Annotated in this window: 19 protein-coding genes and 3 tRNA genes; 12 read left to right on the forward strand and 10 right to left on the reverse strand. The window is 41.7% G+C overall.

From position 1 onward, the window contains the following. The first annotated feature begins 1 nt into the window (after position 1). Both ubiA and FTV41_RS03805 read left to right on the forward strand, forming a co-directional pair. The gene (gene ubiA, locus FTV41_RS03800; protein ID WP_178318581.1) at positions 2-880 is read left to right on the forward strand and encodes a 4-hydroxybenzoate octaprenyltransferase; all 879 of its coding nucleotides are present in this window, start codon (positions 2-4) and stop codon (positions 878-880) included. Positions 881-1076: 196 nt separating this feature from the next. Continuing rightward, positions 1077-1334, forward strand: a complete 258-nt coding sequence (locus FTV41_RS03805; RefSeq protein ID WP_179996151.1) for a hypothetical protein — start codon at positions 1077-1079, stop codon at positions 1332-1334. Positions 1335-1350: 16 nt separating this feature from the next. Here FTV41_RS03805 and FTV41_RS03810 read toward each other — a convergent pair whose 3' ends face one another. The 7 genes from FTV41_RS03810 to FTV41_RS03840 form a co-directional block, all read right to left on the reverse strand. Further along, positions 1351-1794: a DUF2726 domain-containing protein gene (locus FTV41_RS03810; protein ID WP_004971902.1), complete on the reverse strand. Its 444-nt coding sequence runs from the start codon at positions 1792-1794 to the stop codon at positions 1351-1353. Between the two features lie 78 nt (positions 1795-1872). Further along, positions 1873-1948, reverse strand: a tRNA-Asn gene (locus tag FTV41_RS03815). A 117-nt stretch (positions 1949-2065) separates the two neighbouring features. After that, positions 2066-2368 (reverse strand): hypothetical protein, encoded by a 303-nt coding sequence (locus FTV41_RS03820; RefSeq protein WP_004971899.1) that lies wholly within the window; start codon positions 2366-2368, stop codon positions 2066-2068. A 217-nt stretch (positions 2369-2585) separates the two neighbouring features. Next, a tRNA-Asn gene (locus FTV41_RS03825) sits at positions 2586-2661 on the reverse strand. Between the two features lie 6 nt (positions 2662-2667). Continuing rightward, positions 2668-2743: transfer RNA gene (locus FTV41_RS03830), tRNA-Asn, on the reverse strand. 146 nt (positions 2744-2889) lie between these two features. Then, on the reverse strand, positions 2890-3516 hold the full coding sequence (locus FTV41_RS03835) for a superoxide dismutase (RefSeq protein WP_026438302.1): 627 nt from the start codon (positions 3514-3516) through the stop codon (positions 2890-2892). A gap of 179 nt (positions 3517-3695) precedes the next feature. Continuing rightward, positions 3696-4454 carry a Nif3-like dinuclear metal center hexameric protein gene (locus tag FTV41_RS03840; RefSeq protein ID WP_179996152.1) on the reverse strand — a complete coding sequence of 253 codons (759 nt, stop codon included), beginning with the start codon at positions 4452-4454 and terminating at the stop codon, positions 3696-3698. A gap of 167 nt (positions 4455-4621) precedes the next feature. On the opposite strand from FTV41_RS03840, the gene FTV41_RS03845 reads away from it, so the two are divergent. After that, complete coding sequence (locus FTV41_RS03845; protein ID WP_179996153.1) at positions 4622-5800, forward strand: trypsin-like peptidase domain-containing protein; 1179 nt, start codon at positions 4622-4624, stop codon at positions 5798-5800. Positions 5801-6150: 350 nt separating this feature from the next. Here the strand turns inward: FTV41_RS03845 and FTV41_RS03850 are convergent, their stop codons facing one another. The 3 genes from FTV41_RS03850 to FTV41_RS03860 form a co-directional block, all read right to left on the reverse strand. Further along, positions 6151-7137 (reverse strand): Tim44 domain-containing protein, encoded by a 987-nt coding sequence (locus FTV41_RS03850; RefSeq protein ID WP_004971891.1) that lies wholly within the window; start codon positions 7135-7137, stop codon positions 6151-6153. 115 nt (positions 7138-7252) lie between these two features. Continuing rightward, complete coding sequence (gene radA, locus FTV41_RS03855) at positions 7253-8644, reverse strand: DNA repair protein RadA (RefSeq protein WP_104853204.1); 1392 nt, start codon at positions 8642-8644, stop codon at positions 7253-7255. A 424-nt stretch (positions 8645-9068) separates the two neighbouring features. Further along, on the reverse strand, positions 9069-10424 hold the full coding sequence (locus tag FTV41_RS03860; RefSeq protein ID WP_096900947.1) for a sodium:alanine symporter family protein: 1356 nt from the start codon (positions 10422-10424) through the stop codon (positions 9069-9071). 359 nt (positions 10425-10783) lie between these two features. Here FTV41_RS03860 and FTV41_RS03865 point away from each other — a divergent pair, with 359 nt between their 5' ends. The 9 genes from FTV41_RS03865 to FTV41_RS03905 all read left to right on the forward strand — a co-directional run bounded on the left by FTV41_RS03865 (position 10784) and on the right by FTV41_RS03905 (position 18599). Beyond that, a complete protein-coding gene (locus tag FTV41_RS03865) occupies positions 10784-11023 on the forward strand; it encodes a lipoprotein (protein WP_004971884.1) in 240 nt (79 codons plus the stop codon). A gap of 25 nt (positions 11024-11048) precedes the next feature. Beyond that, the gene (lysA, locus tag FTV41_RS03870; RefSeq protein ID WP_004971882.1) at positions 11049-12293 is read left to right on the forward strand and encodes a diaminopimelate decarboxylase; all 1245 of its coding nucleotides are present in this window, start codon (positions 11049-11051) and stop codon (positions 12291-12293) included. Between the two features lie 12 nt (positions 12294-12305). Then, the gene (gene dapF, locus FTV41_RS03875) at positions 12306-13151 is read left to right on the forward strand and encodes a diaminopimelate epimerase (protein WP_004971880.1); all 846 of its coding nucleotides are present in this window, start codon (positions 12306-12308) and stop codon (positions 13149-13151) included. Positions 13152-13282: 131 nt separating this feature from the next. Continuing rightward, a complete protein-coding gene (locus tag FTV41_RS03880; protein ID WP_096900946.1) occupies positions 13283-13921 on the forward strand; it encodes an alpha/beta fold hydrolase in 639 nt (212 codons plus the stop codon). Next, entirely contained in the window at positions 13921-14835 is a 915-nt protein-coding gene (gene xerA / locus FTV41_RS03885) for a site-specific tyrosine recombinase/integron integrase (RefSeq protein ID WP_004971874.1), read from the forward strand. Before FTV41_RS03880 ends, xerA begins: the two co-directional genes overlap by 1 nt. A gap of 282 nt (positions 14836-15117) precedes the next feature. Next, complete coding sequence (locus FTV41_RS03890) at positions 15118-15489, forward strand: hypothetical protein (protein ID WP_004971871.1); 372 nt, start codon at positions 15118-15120, stop codon at positions 15487-15489. 547 nt (positions 15490-16036) lie between these two features. Further along, positions 16037-16786: an electron transfer flavoprotein subunit beta/FixA family protein gene (locus FTV41_RS03895; protein ID WP_096901145.1), complete on the forward strand. Its 750-nt coding sequence runs from the start codon at positions 16037-16039 to the stop codon at positions 16784-16786. A gap of 18 nt (positions 16787-16804) precedes the next feature. Next, positions 16805-17737 (forward strand): electron transfer flavoprotein subunit alpha/FixB family protein, encoded by a 933-nt coding sequence (locus tag FTV41_RS03900; protein ID WP_131261593.1) that lies wholly within the window; start codon positions 16805-16807, stop codon positions 17735-17737. A 256-nt stretch (positions 17738-17993) separates the two neighbouring features. Next, a complete protein-coding gene (locus FTV41_RS03905) occupies positions 17994-18599 on the forward strand; it encodes a hypothetical protein (RefSeq protein ID WP_168417751.1) in 606 nt (201 codons plus the stop codon). Positions 18600-18719: the final 120 nt, after the last annotated feature.

Below are 18719 nucleotides of genomic sequence, written 5' to 3' on the forward strand. Positions count from 1 at the left end.
TATGGCATTGGCACAGCAGATCACGTGGCGTGAGCGTTTAGAAGCATATTATTATTTGTGTCGTTTCGATAAACCGATTGGCACAGAACTGGTGTTTTGGCCAACCATGTGGGCCTTGTGGATTGCTAATCAGGGCATGCCGTCTATCGGGATATTAATCCCTATGATTCTGGGCACAATTTTTATGCGCGCTGCAGGCTGTGCCATTAATGACTTTGCTGACCGTAAGGTAGATGGTCATGTAGAGCGTACTAAAACACGTCCTTTAGCCACGGGTGTGATTAGTGCCAAAGAAGCCATTTATGTATTCTTAGGTTTGGTTGCACTAAGCGCAGCCATGTTGTTATTTTTACCAATTGAAACTTTCTATTGGTCATTTGGGGCATTATTTTTAGCGTTTATTTATCCATTTATGAAACGCTACACTCATTTACCGCAAGTGTTCTTGGGAGCGGCATTTTCATGGTCTATCCCTATGGCTTATACCGCTGTAGGTGCAACGCCTGATCTTACTTGTTGGTTATTGTATTTTGGCAATTTGGCGTGGACTGTGGCTTATGACACTCAATATGCAATTACAGACCGTGAATATGATTTGAAAATTGGGGTGAAATCTACCGCAATTTTATTTGGTCGCTATGACATTCAAATTATTTCATTGTTGCAAGCGGGCAGTGTACTTTTGATTGGTACGGCATTGTGGTTAGAAAATTTACTGATTCCGTTTGGTTTAGCGGCATTACTGGTTGTGGTTGCAGACTTTATATACCAATGGAGTAAAACCAAAGATAAAGACCCGCAACGCTGTTTTTGGGCATTTCGTCATAACCGTTGGGTAGGGCTGATTATTTTTGTGGGAATTGTATTGGCTTTAATGTAAATATTTCTGTGCGATAAAAAACTGAGCAAAGCATCTGATGGTAGTTTGGTCAGGTGCTTTTTTATTCGATCGCTGATCAATTTTTGCTGTTAAAAATTAAACTGAGCATTAGAACGTGCGTACTTATGCACAAAGCACAATCAGCATTATTCTGATATATTGAGCCTCATTTTGAAGTTTGAATTAGGAATATATGATGTCACAGTCTGAGCAGCAAAGTCCTGAAAAAAAGCCAAGTCTAAAAAAGATGATTATCTTGGCAAGCTTAGGTTTGTTGATTCCTATCTTTTTGGTCAGCATGGCATTTTTAGCAGTCAATAGTGATGCCAAAAATCAGGAAAAATATAAACAACAGCAGGCAGAAATTATTGCGCGTATTGAAGCGCGTGAAGCTGCAGCACAACAAGCGAAGCAGGCCAGTCAGATACAAGCCGCTTCTGAAGCTACACCTTAATATCGAGTTGATGATTTCAGCTCAAATCTGATTGTAGTTGTCTGATACTTGGAATTTCGGTGTATCGGACAACGCGATAACCTGCCTCGTGAAACATTGCATCCCGTTCTGCATCTTCCTGTTCTTTGCCAATATGTGAGGGGTCATCTAACTCTATAATTGCAATGACCTGCATTTCTGCATTTAAGATCACAAAATCAGTCACTTTACGATTAAACAGCGCACGAATTTTATAGTGGTTGTTGGTGATTAATGCGCTAAACGCCACTTGTGCCAAGATGTGATGCTCAGGAAAAGCTTGTTTTAAACGCATAAACATTCTGCGTTCAAAAGCAGTCATCATCGGTTTGGGATAAAAGTTTTTCTTGGGGAAAAATAATTGCTTAAAAATTAAGATAAACAGGGCAAGGCTAGCCAAGCTGCCAATAAGCAAGAAAGTCGATTGACTGGATTCAAACATAGATGATGCGGTGTCGTTAGACCCTAAACAGCAGGAATAAAAAACCCACGTCATAATGCGTGGGTTTTTTAAGAATTTTGGCTCTCCCACCTGGGCTCGAACCAGGGACCTGCGGATTAACAGTCCGTCGCTCTACCGACTGAGCTATGGGAGAATCTGACACGCATTCTATGTGGGTATCTGTTTTTGGTCAAGCTGGAATTGAAAAAAAACCGTAATTATAGATTAACTGCTTTAAAAATAATCATCTAGCTTTGTTTCAACGCAGTTTTTAGAGTGCTTGAATGGCTTTTATATAATCTTCGCGTGTCTGTGGTGGGTTGGTTTTACGACATAAGTTAATTAATTGCAGCATCTCTTGCTGAGTCATTTCTGTTTTCACTTGGCTTTGAATTTGTTTTAAGGTGGCTTGTTGTTGTGCGTTCAGATCACGACTGCATTGATACAGACGTTCATACATGAGTGTCGCAGCAGTTTTATTGCTTTCAGATTTTTGCGTACATTGAAAAATTGCAAAAATCACCACAATCAGAATTGTCCAAAAAATCAGGGATTTTAACCAAGGCGCTTGCATGGGCTTTCAAGTTTTATTGTTGTTGATGAACCTAAGTTAGCGAAAAAATAGAGTCATCACAAGAGGGGATAGCCCGATCTTCACTGTATGGTTTTAATTTTGATTTAAGGGGAGAGTGAGGCCTGTTCCATTCGTTTAGAACATCATATCCACTATAAAAACAATAAAAATTGCAAAAAAAAATCCCACGTCATACTGCGTGGGATTTTTAGAATCTTGGCTCTCCCACCTGGGCTCGAACCAGGGACCTGCGGATTAACAGTCCGTCGCTCTACCGACTGAGCTATGGGAGAATAGATTGGCTCTCCAACCTGGGCTCGAACCAGGGACCTGCGGATTAACAGTCCGTCGCTCTACCGACTGAGCTATTGGAGAATCTGTGGGGCATTTTAGGGATGAAAGTTTAAGTCGTCAACACGTTCATCATCAGAAATGTATTGTTTGCTTTATAAATATTCATTTCATCTGCAAAAATAAAAAAACTGCCCATAAAGAGCAGTTTTTCTACAGAAAAATAGAAATTATTTTTCTACACCAGCATCTTGACCTGCGTATTTCGCATTTGCGTAATCCCAGTTTACAAGGCTTTCTAAGAAAGTTTTGATGTAAACAGGACGTGCATTACGGAAGTCGATGTAGTAAGCGTGTTCCCAAACGTCAATCGTCAATACTGCAACTTTGCCGTGCGCCATTGGTGTGTCAGCATTTGAAGTTTTCATAATAGAAAGTTTGCCATTCACTTCGTCAGCTACTAACCAAGCCCAACCTGAACCGAATTGAGTTGTTGCAGCAGCAGCAAATTCTTCAGCAAATTTTTCGTAAGAACCGAAAGCTTCATCAATTTTAGCAGCCAAAGCACCAGTAGCTTTACCACCACCGTTTTTCGCCATACAGTTCCAGTAGAACGTGTGGTTCCAAACTTGCGCTGCGTTGTTGAATACACCAGCTTTAGCTGCATCGCCTGCAGTTGCTTTGATGATTTCGTCTAAAGTTTTACCTTCAAGCTCCGTACCCGCGATCAAGTTGTTCAGGTTCACAACATAAGTGTTGTGGTGTTTGTCGTGGTGGAATTCTAAAGTTTCTTTGCTGATGTGTGGAGCAAGATCTTCGTAACCGTATGGTAAAGCTGGTAAAGTAATGGTTGTCATGTTTTCAATTCCTTACATTTTGCTGGGTTTTAACATTAAGTGGCTCTATTGTAATAGATTTCGAGATAAATTGCGCATTAGGTTTAAATAACCATACAGAATCAGACTCGAATGTATACATCTAAAGACGATGTTAAACACAGCTGTCATTTGAGTGAAATGTTAGTTGAAACAGTGTATTAAATTGGGTTATTTAATTCAAAATAACTATACTCAATATTAAACTGTTCTGAAATAGCTTTTGCGAGTCGTTGTACACCATAGCGCTCAGTCGCATGATGTCCGCAGGCATAATAATGCACACCTAACTCTTTGGCTTCATAATAAGTGCGTTCACTGACTTCGCCCGAAATAAAGGCATCACAACCTTGTTCAGCCGCTTTGCCAATAAAATCTTGTGCTGCACCCGTGCAGAACCCTACTTTTTGAATCTGACTTTTTTCGGCAGAAAGATGAATGGTATTAAAGCCTAAACGTGCTGTAAGATAATCACGAAATTCAGTTGCGCTCATGGCTTGCTTTAAAAAACCAATATTGCCAATAGGATGACGTTCACTAGGGTCTAAGGCTTGCAAATTTTCTAACGCTAAACATTCAGCAATGGCTGCGTTATTGCCTAGACTTGGATGTGAATCGAGCGGTAAGTGATAACCGACCAAAGAAATATCATGTTGGACTAAACTTTTGATGCGTTTACCGCGCATGCCTGTAATTGGGTAAGGTTCGCCTTTCCAAAAATAGCCATGATGCACCAACAATAAGTCTGCATTTTGCGCAATAGCGGCCTCGATAGCCTCTTGAGAGGCGGTTACTGCACAAAGAATTTTTTGAACGTCAGACCTGCCTTCAATTTGTAAACCGTTGGGCGCGTAATCTTTAAATTCATGTGTATTTAAAGTTTGATCACACCATTGAATAATTTCTTTTAATTGCGCCATAACTCTCTCAAATTGCACATATTTAGCGAATATCAAAACATATTTTGTATTGTAACTAAAGCAAGACAAAACTCTTGGGCTTTTTTATGTTTCTATTTGTGTTTCGTTTTACAATAGCTCATTCAATGACTTAATCATCAAAAAAAATTTACTTAGAGGTACAAAACGTGCGCCGGACCTTTACCTGGTTACCTTGGGTGTTACTCATTCTGGTTATTATTGGCTTTGTGACTTGGCAACAACTGCAAAAACCGAAAGTGCCTGTGGCTGCCGATGGGGTCAAAATGCCTGCCGAGAAAGTTGAACCATTAATTGATACAACACGGACAGGTGGGGTGGTGTCGTATAGCGCTGCGGTTAAAGTGGCAGCGCCTGCGGTGGTAAATATTTTTACCACACAAAAAGTGAAACAAATGGATCATCCATTGTTAAATGACCCTGCATTTCGTGAATTTTTTGGCAATCAGTTACCCGATCAATTTAAGCAAGGCCCAAATGAAAACAGTTTGGGGTCTGGGGTCATTGTTCGTCCAGATGGTTATATTTTAACGAATAATCATGTGATCGCGCAGGCTGAACAAATTGTCGTGGCTTTGCACGATGGACGCCGTGCGGTTGCAAAAGTTGTTGGAACTGACCCAGACACAGACTTAGCGGTCATTAAAATTGATCTAGAAAAACTGCCTGTATTGCCATTTAAACTGAGTGGCAATGAAGTGGGCGATGTCGTACTTGCGATTGGTAACCCATTTGGTGTGGGACAAACCGTGACTCAAGGGATTATTTCTGCGACAGGACGTTCTGACTTGGGTATTAATACCTATGAAGATTTCATTCAAACCGATGCAGCAATTAATCCAGGTAACTCAGGTGGTGCATTGATTGATGTGGCAGGGAATTTGATTGGGGTAAATACGGCAATTTTCTCGCAATCAGGTGGTTCATTGGGCATCGGCTTTGCAATTCCTGCACAAGTCTGTCAGCAGGTTTTAAACTCGATTTTAAAAGATGGACGTGTGGTTCGTGGTTGGTTAGGTATTAGTTTGTTGCCTGTGCAACAAGACAACATTTTAGAACCTGCACAAGGCGGTGTAGTGGTTGCTGATGTACTGCGCGGTGGCCCTGCAGCAGAAGCAGGTTTAAAACGTGGTGACAAAATTTTAAAAGTGAATGATGAAGCGATTACTTCAACCTCGCATTTAATTAATTATGTTGCTGCACAAGCACCGCATACGACGGTGACTGTTTCAGTTGAACGTGGTGAAGAAGCCTTAGATTTGGAAGTCGCAGTCGGTGAGCGCAAAGTTCAAAATACCGATAAGCAATTTATTCCATTGCCTGAATAATAGATTTAACAGTAACAATTTAGCCTTGCCCGTTTGCAGGGCTTTTTTGTTGGCTAAGTAAATGGAGATCGACTGGAAATAACCAAAGTGATACGGATAACGTGATTTGATTTATCTCTGGGTAGATACAAAGAGAAGGTGGGCTAAATAAACTGTATTGATGAATGATGATACTTTTTGATAGATCTAATCAATCGAGGGTTTGGTTTTGTGTGGCAAGTGTGGATGTATTCGGTGTTGATGTCTTAGAAGATTTAAACGTGCTGTTTAAACATGATGGGTCTCAACTTAGATAAAGAAAGGCATAAAAAACAGCAACCGAAGTCGCTGTTTTTCTAGATCCATTGAAATTATTGCTCTTGCTGAATACCTGCCACTAACCAGTCTTGATTAGAGCCTGCAGGTTTTACAAAGTGCCAAATTTCTGTAAATGGTTGCGGTAAACTGTTCAGGTCTTCGCTGACTGTACCTGTAAAGCGTACACTTATGACATATTGACCATTTTCAGTTGCAGAATCGACCACCATGGCATTCAAGTTAGAAAACTCTGCTACATCTTGGTCTTGGTTTGCCATAATGTCCTGATACATCGACTGATATAAATCAGGAGTTAAATAACGCTGAATTTCTGCGATATTACTGGCTGTGTTCATAGACTGAATATGGTTAAAACGCTGACGCGCTACACGTAAAAAGGTTGCAGGCTCTGAACCATCAGGCAATTGATTGCCACTGTTGGTATAAGCTGCACCAAATGGCGCGTTATTATTGGCAGCTTGACCAAAAGGCGCTTGGGTAGAAGCGGCAGACCCCCCAACAGATTGACCAAAAATATTGGTATTGTCGTTACGTGGCGCTGCAGCAGGTGGTGTTTGCGCAAACGGTGCCTGATTGGCACCGCTATTTGGCGCATACGGATTAGGCGTTAGTTTTTTTTTTGCGCCCATCTTACGGAAAATGAAGAAGGCAACAGCAGCAGCGAGTAAAATCCAAATCCAGCTTGGAATACCGCCTTTTTCCTCTTGCGCTTCGGCAGCACTTGCAGCTTGATCATCGGCCAAGGCATTGGCAGCAACCGCACCAATTGCCGCACCTGCAACACCTGCAGCAACCATACCACCTACGCCTGGACCAGATTTTTGCTGTGCTGGTGCAGTTGTTGGTTGTTGTGCTGGCGTTGTTTGACGAGGTTGTTGGTAAGACTGAGTTGGAGCAGCCGAACGACTCATGCCATGGCTTTTACCGCCACCTGCACGTTTTGCTTCTGCTGCTAACGGAGCTACCAATAAAGTCGCTGTGAGCATTGCTGCGATCAAACCACGCTGTCGAACTTCCATCAAATTTTCCTATATTAAAATAAAGTTAAGCTGTGTATTTATGCAGGCATTTGCTGCGAATTTCAATATAAATATGATATTTTTTCTTGAAACTGAAAAAATATCATCCAAGGATTTAACCTAAGTTTTCACTTAAATTCATGGCTTCAGTTAAGGCTTCATGCAAACGCGCCACCGCAATAATTTGCACACCTGCAATGGCTTTTTGTGGGGCATTGCCACGCGGCACAATAATATATTTAAATCCGTGTTTAATAGCTTCTTTTAAGCGTTCCTGACCATTTGGTACTGGGCGGATTTCACCCGATAAACCGACCTCACCAAATACTGCCAATTGTTGTGGCAGGGCTTTGCCACGCAAGCTAGAAGCACAGGCAAGTAGTACAGCAAGGTCTGAACCTGTTTCGGTAATTTTTAAGCCGCCGACCACATTCACATACACATCTTGCCCTGAAGTTTGTACGCCGCCATGCCGATGCATCACCGCCAATAGCATATTCAGACGGTTTTGTTCCAGACCTAAAGCCACACGTCTAGGCTGACCATGTGCATCATCCACCAAAGCTTGTACTTCAACTAAAAGTGGTCGCGTTCCTTCGCGGCTAATCATGACAATAGAACCTGGAATTGCCTCATCATAACGGCTCAAAAATATCGCAGATGGATTGGCAACCTCGCGTAAGCCTTTATCGGTCATGCCAAAAACGCCCAGTTCATTCACTGCACCGAAACGGTTTTTGACTGCTCGAATCATACGGTAGCGTGAGTCTGACTGTCCTTCAAAATACAAGACGCAATCGACCATGTGTTCAAGGACGCGCGGCCCCGCTAAAGCCCCTTCTTTGGTCACATGACCGACAATAAACAGCGCAGTGCCACTATTTTTAGCAAAACGAGTCAGCAAGGCAGCTGATTCACGAATTTGTGAAACACCACCTGGAGCAGACTGCAACGTTTCGGTATATAAAGTTTGAATCGAGTCCAGAATGGCTACCGCAGGGCGTTCATGCGCCAAAACTTCACAAATCCGTTCGACACAGGTTTCTGCCATGACTTTCAGTTGATCGGTGGGTAAGTCTAAGCGTTGAGCGCGTAACGCCACTTGCGAAAGAGATTCCTCACCTGTGATATATAAAGCGGTGTTATTGGCAGCCGCCATGTGAGTCGCAGTTTGTAGCAAAATGGTCGATTTCCCGATACCAGGATCTCCACCAATCAGTACCACAGAGCCCGTAACCAAACCGCCACCCAAAACACGGTCAAATTCCCCAATGCCTGTTGTTAAACGGGTTTCGTGCGATACAGACACTTTATTAAGCGTGGTAATGGCGGCCGCTTGTCCTGCATAGCCACCGCCCATTTTAGGTTGGGCACGATGCGTCACCGCAGGGGCAATACTGACCTCATGAAGTGAGTTCCATTCCCCACATTCTGAACATTGACCTGCCCATTTAGGATGATCTGCACCACATTGTTCACAGCGATAGACACTTTTTACTTTTGCCATAACCCAGTCATTGCATCAATTAAAAACTGACTACAGCATACAGAGGAATGTTCGCGAAATGAATGTTATCTGGATTTTTCATGGAAAATCATACAACCACGTGGGTGATTGTATGATTTATGATTTGAACGGAATAATTCAATGAATTGGGTTTATTTAGGGTTTGTTGACATTTCATAAATGGCTTGCGCTGTAGGCTAAAACTGAGCAGATTAGGCATGAAACGCAGGGAATAGCGAGACTATTGCCAAGTTTCATAACGCAATCTGAGAAAGTTTTAGCCACAGCCTTTCAGGGCAAGCATATTTTTTGCTGCTATTGCGTTATGCGCCAGTCATTTAGAATGACTAAATCTCCTGTCCCATGCCTTATATCAGCTAAAAAATATGCGTTGCCGCAAACATAGACGAATTGTCAACAGACCCTAATACAACTCGCCAGACTTGCGCTTCGCAATAAAGTCTTTGGATTCTTTGGCAATCACACCAGACAGTAACAACAAGGCAATTAAGTTTGGTACAGCCATTAAACCATTAAAGGTATCGGCAAATAACCAGACTAAATCTAGGGTGGCGATGGTGCCAATGAACACTGAAGCAATATAAATTAAGCGGTAAATCAACACGTATTTTTCGCCGAATAAATAAGTACAGCATTTTTCACCATAATAGCTCCAACCGAGAATGGTGGAATAGGCGAAGAAGATGATCCCGAAAGTGACGACCCAACCACCAAAGCCTGGCAATAACTGGTCAAAAACCTGTGTGGTGAGTACAGCACCTGTTGCACCACCAAAGCTATTACCTGCCATAATGAAGCCCATTACCAAAACAATCCCCGTGATGCTACAGACAATAATGGTATCAATGAAGGTACCTGTCATAGACACTAAACCTTGACGCGCAGGGTGGTCGGTTTTTGCAGCCGCAGCAGCAATTGGGGCAGAACCCATCCCTGCTTCGTTGGAGAATACGCCACGTGCAACCCCGTAACGAATTACTGCACCAATTGCACCGCCCGCAACTGCTTCACCAGTAAAGGCATCACGGAAAATTAGCTCAAATGCAGGCACGACAAGGTGTAAATTATTCAGGATAATAATTAAACCGCCTGTAACATACAGAATGGCCATAATCGGAACAATCACCGAAGATGCTTTGGAAATCGAGCTAATTCCGCCCAAAATCACCAATGCAGAAAATACGGTAATTACCACGCCAGTAATCCAAGTTTCTACACCTAAGCTATTTTCAACTGCTAAAGCTACGGTGTTGGATTGTACTGAACTACCAATTCCAAACGAGGCGACTGTGCCAAAAAAGGCAAAGATAATCGCGAGCCATTTCCATTTTAGTCCGCGTTCAATGTAGTACATTGGGCCGCCTGACATTTGCCCTTTTTCGTTTTTAATACGGTATTTAACCGCCAAAACACCTTCACCATATTTGGTCGCCATACCAAACAGGGCAGTCATCCACATCCAAAACACTGCACCCGGGCCACCGAGGACGCAAGCCGTTGCAACACCTGCAATATTTCCCGTACCAATGGTGGCAGAGAGTGCAGTCATCAGTGATGCGAAATGTGAAATATCGCCCGGTTCTTTTTGCGCTTTGTCGTGTTTGCAAAAGACTTGTTTAAAAGCCAGTGGCAGCATGCGGAATTGCCAGAACAATAAGCGGAAGGTGAGGAAGACGCCCGTTCCCACAATGAGAACCAGCATGTATGGACCCCAGACCCAACCGCTTAGGGTTTCCATCATCGATTGTAAATTTTGCATAAATTTCTTCTTATAAACGCAGTGTATAAATGCTTAGTTTGTGACTGTAGTTGAACAGTTGTAAAAATTAAGCAAGTGATATGCCAGTCTTTAAAACTTCCTGTTAAAAGAACTTGGTTTTAAGCACGTTATATTTTTTGCATAGTTTTTAGATTTTGACAATTGATGCCTTGAAATAAAATTGACTTTATCTGTGTCAGAAGTCGCAATTTTTCAGACCTGATAAGGTCAATCTATGCCAGCAGAATAGTAAGTAAGCTAGAATTTTTACTAAGCTCAATATAATCTCTCTGCATTAGCACTTTGGTCGCGGCAGTGATCGCGTTATACTTCATCGAAAATATTTTATAGGTGGTCAGATGCGTACCGTCATTTGCTGCATGAGTGTTTTGCTTACAACAGTGGTTTTGGTCGGTTGTGGTCAGTCAGGTACATTACAGTTACCCAATGACCCAAATTACGACAAACGCGCAAAATATTTGTTATATCCAGATGCTGCGCCTAAACGTGCAACGCAATCGGCAACATCGTCAGACACAGCCGTACCTGTGCAACAGCAGTTTGCTGCACCTGCTGCATCTACATCGACTACACCTTAACGCTTTCTAGATAAAGGATACATTCATGAGTTTTACCCGCATTCAAGGGGTTTTGCACGCCGAGCAATGTTCGCTACAACAACTCGCACAGCAATTTGGCACACCACTCTATGTTTATTCAAAAGCGACTTTTGAAAAGCATTATTTAGATATGGATCGTGCTTTCCACTTTATCGATCATCAAATTTGTTTTGCGGTAAAGTCAAACTCGAATCTTGCGGTATTGAATGTATTGGCTAAGTTGGGTGCAGGTTTTGATATTGTGACAGGCGGTGAATTGGCGCGTGTTCTCAAAGCAGGTGGTGATGCATCGAAAATTGTTTTTTCAGGTTTAGGTAAAACTGAAGCCGATATTCAAAAAGCGTTGGAAGTTGGGATTGCCTGCTTTAACGTAGAATCGCATGCAGAATTAGACCGTATTCAAAAAGTTGCGGCAAGCATGAATGTCAAAGCACCAATTTCATTACGGGTTAACCCAGATGTCGATGCCAAAACCCATCCTTATATTTCTACAGGCTTAAAAGAAAACAAGTTCGGGATTCCGTCTGATTCGGTATATAGCACTTATGAATATGCGGCTTCTTTAGCAAACTTAGATATCGTTGGAATTGACTGTCACATCGGTTCACAATTGACCGAAACACAACCGTTTGTCGATGCTTTAGATCGCGTGATTGTGATGATTGATACCTTAAAAGAAATGGGTATTCAGCTCAAACACATTGATATTGGCGGTGGTTTAGGGGTGACTTATAAAGATGAAACTCCACCAACGGTTGAAGAATATGCCAACGCTTTACGTCCCGCTTTAGAAAAGTTAGGTCTTAAAGTGTATATGGAACCGGGTCGTAGTATCTCTGCCAATGCGGGCGTGCTGCTAACAAAAGTTGATTTACTCAAACCGACCAATCATCGTAACTTTGCGATTATTGACGCTGCCATGAATGACTTAATCCGTCCTGCGTTATATGAAGCATGGATGGACATTCAGCCCGTAACCCCACGTACTGATGTTGAAACGCTAGAGTGGGATGTGGTTGGTGCAATTTGTGAAACAGGTGATTTCTTGGGTAAAGAACGTCAGCTTGCGATCAAAGAAAATGATGTTTTAGCTGTAATGGGTGCGGGCGCATACGGTTTTGTGATGAGTTCTAACTACAACAGCCGTGGTCGTGCAGCTGAAGTCATGGTCGATGCAGATCAAGCACATTTAATTCGTGAACGTGAAAGCATTGAATCGCTGTGGGAAAGAGAGCGTTTATTGCCATAAGGGGAATTCGAGATGTTATTAGAATTTACCAAAATGCATGGTCTGGGCAATGACTTCATGGTGGTTGATCTCATCAGCCAGCGTGCGTATTTGGATGCGCTGACTATTCAACGCCTTGCAGACCGCCACTTCGGGATTGGCTTTGACCAACTCCTGATTGTGGAACCGCCCGATTTACCAAATGTCGATTTTAAATATCGCATTTTCAATGCCGATGGTTCTGAAGTGGAGCAGTGCGGCAATGGTGTGCGTTGTTTTGCACGTTTTGTGCATGAACGTCAGCTTACGACCAAAACCAAAATCAAGGTGCAAACCAAGGCAGGCATTGTAGAGCCTGAATTGGGGCAAAACGGTTGGGTGCGGGTGAATATGGGCTATCCAAAATTCTTGCCGCATGAGATTCCATTCATTGCCGATGAGCCTGATAACTTATATGACATTGCGCTGAAAGATGGTGCTGCATTGACCATTGATGTGGTGAACATAGGCAATCCTCATGCTGTGACCATTGTGCCTGATGTATTGACTGCCGATGTTGCAGGTATTGGCCCACAAGTGGAATCACACGAGCGTTTTCCACAGCGCGTCAATGCAGGTTTTATGCAAATCATTGACGAAAAACATGCGCGTTTGCGTGTGTTTGAACGTGGCGTAGGTGAAACCTTGGCTTGTGGTACAGGTGCATGTGCTGCAGCCGTTTCGGGTATGCGCCGTGGCTTATTGTCTAATTCAGTTGAAATTGAACTGGCAGGTGGTAAGTTGCAAATCGAATGGCGTGAAGGCGATGTGGTGTGGATGACAGGGCCAACTGCTAATGTCTATCACGGTCGTTTGGATTTAAATTATTTTCAGGGCTGATGTTTCGTTCTAACATGAACAGCTCTTATCTTACTTAAAAGCACTTTTCAAAACGAATGGTGCTTTTTTGTATCTTGCAGCACGGATTAGGTATGCTGTACTGAATGTCACTCTAAAAACTTCTACTCATTATGCCGCAACTGATTTTTTTACCTGGCGCTTCAGGCAATACCGCATTTTTTCATCCGCTAATCGAAAAAATTGAAAAATTGCCGTGGCAGAATGCTGTAAAAATTGTGGCTTATCCTGAATTTAATCATCAACCTGCACATTCACAGGTACATGATTTTGCAAGTTTGCAGGCTTATGTGTTGGCGAATATCCCAGATGATTGCATTATCATTGCACAGTCGATGGGTGGTATTTTTGCAGTTGCTGCCGCGTTGCAATATCCAGAAAAAGTCAAAGGATTAGTATTGGTTGCAACATCTGGTGGCATGGATTTAAGCAGTTTTCAGGTGCAAGATTGGCGACAAGACTATCAAGCAAGTGATTTAAATTATCCTGACTGGTTTGTAGAGGCAAAGGCCGATTACACGGTAGACTTTGCTAAAATCAACATGCCTATTTTGTTGTTATGGGGTGATCAAGACCCGATAAGTCCACTGGCGGTAGGTGAGTTTTTACAACAACAATTTCCACAAGCCGTATTAAAAATTGTGCATGATGGTGATCATTTGTTTTTAGAAACACATGCAGATCAGGCGGCTGAACACATTGCTGCTTATTTATCTCAGTTTGCCGCAGTTCAGCAATCGGAGCGTGACTAATGTACGATCCGCAGCAACTATTAAAGATGTGGCTCAAAGAACGAGAAATACAACAGCAGTCACCGCATACGTTAAAAGCCTACGCACGCGATTTAAACGATTTTTTTAGCTTTTGTGAGCAACAACAACTTGCCTTATATGATGTAGAGGCTGCAGATTTGCGCCATTATTTAGCGCAAAAAGTAGAACAGCAACAGTTAAATAGCAGCAGTTTACAGCGCATGTTGTCAGCGATTCGTCAGTTTATGAAATGGGCCGAGCAAGGGCAGTATTTACAATTTAATCCAATTGATAATTTTCAGCTAAAACGTCAGCCACGACCTTTGCCGGGTTTGATTGATATTGAAACGATTCATCAAATTTTGGATCAGCCTGAACCTGAAACTGAAGTACAACAACAAATGTGGCGACGCGATAAAGCGATTTTAGAATTGCTCTATTCGAGTGGTTTGCGCCTAGCAGAGGTACAAAGTTTACGTATCCGCGATTTAGATTTTAACCGTCAATTGCTGCGCATTACGGGTAAAGGCAATAAAACCCGTATAGTGCCTTTTGGTCGCAAAGCCAAAGATGCGGTGATGCAATGGCTGCAGATTTACCCTTTATGGCAGGGCGATTTTGTACCCGATGCAGCATTGTTTATTACTCAAAAAGGTGAACCCTTAAAAGCACGCCAAATTGAAAATCGGGTGAAGTTTCAGGCGCAGCGTGCGGGCGTTAATGTCGATTTGCATCCGCACTTATTGCGACATTGTTTTGCAAGTCACATGCTGTCGAATAGTGGGGATATACGTGCAGTCCAAGAAATGCTTGGGCATAGCAATTTAAGCACCACGCAAATTTATACCCATGTCGATTTTGATCAGTTAGCGCGAGTTTATGATCAGGCACATCCACGTGCGAGTAAAAAGTAAAGCTTTACCTAAAGTCGGCATTATTTTTGCAAGTTAAAATATAGCTATTTCATACTGCAAATATTTTTCTCACAGTCAGTTGTAAAGCCTTTGTGCTGTACTTAATACTTTAAGTAAAAGCGCTTTCACCAAGATGTCATTGCAACTATTGTAGAATAATAAAAAAGTGCGTTATGCAGTATAAAGAAGCAGAAAGAGTGGGTCACACGAATAATAGACATGGATGACATTATTTTTTGTTCCACTGCATAACACTTTGGATATCAAATGATAGGCAAAACCATGATTTCGAATCTTCAAGAAAAATATGAACAATTAAGCCCAAGCCAAAAAGAAATTTTTGCAGGTTATGGCTTGCGTCAAGTGAAACATTTTGTCGAAATAAGCTTGCCGATGATCGAGCAAGAACTACCTGCCGATTGTTTAGTGCAGGGTATTAATGCCGAAGGTAAAATGCAGGCGATTCATCCGCAAACGCAACAAAGCTATTTATGGATTTCAGATCAGCAGTGGCAAGCACGCTCATCCGCTGGTAGTAAAATAGATGTAAAAGAAGATTTTATTGCAGTTTGGGAAATTTTTAATTTACAGGCCTATGAGTTGATAGATTTAAGTCATATCCACCGTGACTTTTTAGAAACTCAGCAAGTTTGAGCTGAGTTTTTTTTATGCCCTTTATCAGGGAGGTGGCGTGGTGAAAGCGCATAAATATCCATCAAAATAAAACAGATTGTTTATTTCATACCCAATAAACTGCTGAATACAGTTTTGTGAACCAGCAGTCACATTTTAAAAGAGCATTTATATCTGAAAAAATACTGCAAAAAATAAAGTTTTCTATCTTTAATGACAGTCAGATTATGGGGTTTTATGTAAGGAACTTTGCTTAAATTGTAGGCGGAACTCAATTTGAATTGCATTTCAATCAATCTTGTTGATGAGGGAAATAAATAAAAAACATAATATAAATCAAAGCTTAAAATTGCTTATATAATCGTCGCTTGGTTTGTTAATTTTTAGAAATAAAAAAGTATGAACGCATCGTTCAGTTAATTTTCGGCATTTTTAGCCTTGTTTAGACAATTCTGACTTGACCGAAATGCCGATCACATAGCAAGATAGGACACCTAAAAAATTTAAAGCGAAGAGTTATTATTAACTTTTCTCAATATTTACTTTTGCTAAAACAGCCGAGGATTACATGAAGGCTCTTGTTGCTGTAAAACGTGTGGTAGATGCCAACGTTAAAGTTCGCGTTAAGCCGGATAATAGTGGAGTTGACCTAACTAACGTTAAGATGTCAATTAACCCATTCTGTGAAATCGCAGTGGAAGAAGCGGTTCGTTTAAAAGAAAAAGGAACTGTTTCAGAAATCGTAGTGGTATCCATTGGTCCTAAAGAAGCGCAGGAACAAATTCGTTCTGCAATGGCGCTTGGTGCAGACCGTGGTATTTTGGTTGAAACAGCCGATGAGATTGGTGCACTTGAAGTGGCTAAAATCTTAAAAGGTGTTGTTGAACAAGAACAACCACAACTTATTTTATTGGGTAAGCAAGCTATTGATGACGACTCTAACCAAGTTGGTCAAATGCTAGGCGCTTTACTTGGTGCAGGTCAGGGTACTTTTGCTTCAGAAGTAAAAGTAGATGGCGACAAAGTTCAGGTAACACGTGAAATTGACGGTGGTTTACAAACTGTTGAGCTTGCACTTCCTGCAATCATCACCACTGACTTACGTTTGAATGAGCCACGTTATGCGGCACTTCCAAACATCATGAAAGCACGTAAAAAACCGCTAGACACCAAATCTCCTGCAGATTATGGCGTTGCAACAGGTACTAAGCTGAAAACTGTAAAAGTTGAAGCACCTGCTGAGCGTAAAGCGGGCGTACAAGTGAAATCTGTAGATGAGCTTGTAGAAAAATTGAAAAACGAAGCGAAAGTGATCTAATACAGAAGGATAAAAATCATGAGTATTTTAGTTATCGCTGAGCACGACAATAAAGCACTAAATGGTGCAACATTAAACGTTGTTGCTGCAGCTCAAAAAATCGGTGGTGATATCACTGTATTGGTTGCGGGTTCTGGTGCACAAGCAGTTGCAGACCAAGCAGCTAAAGTTGCAGGCGTAAGCAAAGTATTACTTGCTGACGATGCGGCTTATGCAAACCAATTGGCTGAAAACGTAGCAAAACTTGTTGCAGAATTAGGCAAAGGTTATAGCCATATCCTTGCTGCCTCTACAACAACAGGTAAAAACATTTTACCGCGTGCGGCTGCACTTCTTGACGTTAGCATGATCACAGACATCGTCGCTGTAGATTCTGCAAAAACATTCAAGCGTCCAATTTATGCAGGTAACGCAATTGCAACTGTAGAATCTTCAGAAGCGATTGTGGTGGGTACTGTACGTGGTACAGCATTTGATCCTGTCGCTGCAGAAGGTGGTTCAGCTGCAGTTGAAGCTGCTGCTTCACAAGGTGATGCGGGTATTTCTAAGTTCGTATCTGAAGAAATTGTGAAATCAGAGCGTCCAGAGTTAACAGCAGCGCGTATTGTGGTTTCAGGTGGTCGTGGTGTAGGTTCTGGTGAGAACTATCACAAAGTACTTGATCCATTAGCGGACAAACTTGGTGCAGCACAAGGTGCTTCACGTGCTGCAGTAGATGCAGGCTTCGTACCAAACGACATGCAAGTAGGTCAAACAGGTAAAATTGTTGCACCTGATTTGTACATTGCTGTGGGTATCTCAGGTGCGATTCAGCACTTGGCAGGTATGAAAGACTCTAAAGTGATTGTTGCAATCAACAAAGACGAAGAAGCACCAATTAATGCAGTAGCAGACTACTGGTTAGTGGGTGATTTGAACACTGTTGTTCCAGAATTGGTTTCTAAAATCTAAGTTCTGAGCACAGTTCAAGACGCCTCTATGTGAATTGCATGGGGGCGTTTTTTTATGGACAAATCTGTATTAAATATGAATGGTGCTTTCAGCATAAGCATTTAGTCCCTATGTTAAATACTAATATCCTATTTACCGTGTCTTAGTGGTCTGCGATAAAACTTGCAGAGCTATTATCCATCTAAAACATTTATGATATTATCCACCGTCTTTTTTAAGCTTTGCTCAATTTTATAATTTGAGTAGGAGTAGTCTTTTGTTGGTCGATACTCGGCTTACATGGCCCATAGTGGTTATTGTAGTGCTGTGCTGTTTATTTCCATTCTTTGCAGATTTAGAAGTGCCATTGCTAGATGGTGCAATGGTTCGCTATGTGGAAAATTTACAGGCACTGTTGTTGCTTTTTGGTGCAATATTCAGTTTTTTTTATATTCGACCGCTACAGCTACAAGGTGGAAACAAACAGTTTTGGTTATGGGCTGTACTTTGGTGGTTGCTGCTTTTCGGGCGCAGTACCAGTTGGGGGCGTGACTACTTTCCTGAAGTACCAAAGCCGTATTTTCGTGCAATTTCAGTCATGTTAATTGCGCCTGTAGTATTTATGCTGTTTTCACCCTACCTTAGAAAAGAAATTGCGAAAAAGTTGAAGTATTTTACGCTGCCTATATGGGCGCTAATGCTGGCATTTTCTGGACTAATCATTTCTGATGCAATTGAGCATGAACGTGCCATTGATGCATTATTTCTTCGAGATATTCAATATAAAGATTTGATGGAAGAGTTGTATGAATTTCCATTAATTCTCGGTTTGCTTTTCATTACCTATCATTTAATGAAGCAAGATAAGCCTGCAGAAAATTAAGTTTATTGCGTGTCGTGCTAAGCGTATTTCACTTTGAAATATGGTAGGTTCAGCCATTTTTCTGGGTGAGAATGATAACTACGTTAGGCTGAAATTTAATTTTTAAATTAGTATAAAAAA

It is taken from the genome of Acinetobacter sp. YH16051 (assembly GCF_013417135.1).
Taxonomy (GTDB): Bacteria; Pseudomonadota; Gammaproteobacteria; order Pseudomonadales; family Moraxellaceae; genus Acinetobacter; species Acinetobacter towneri.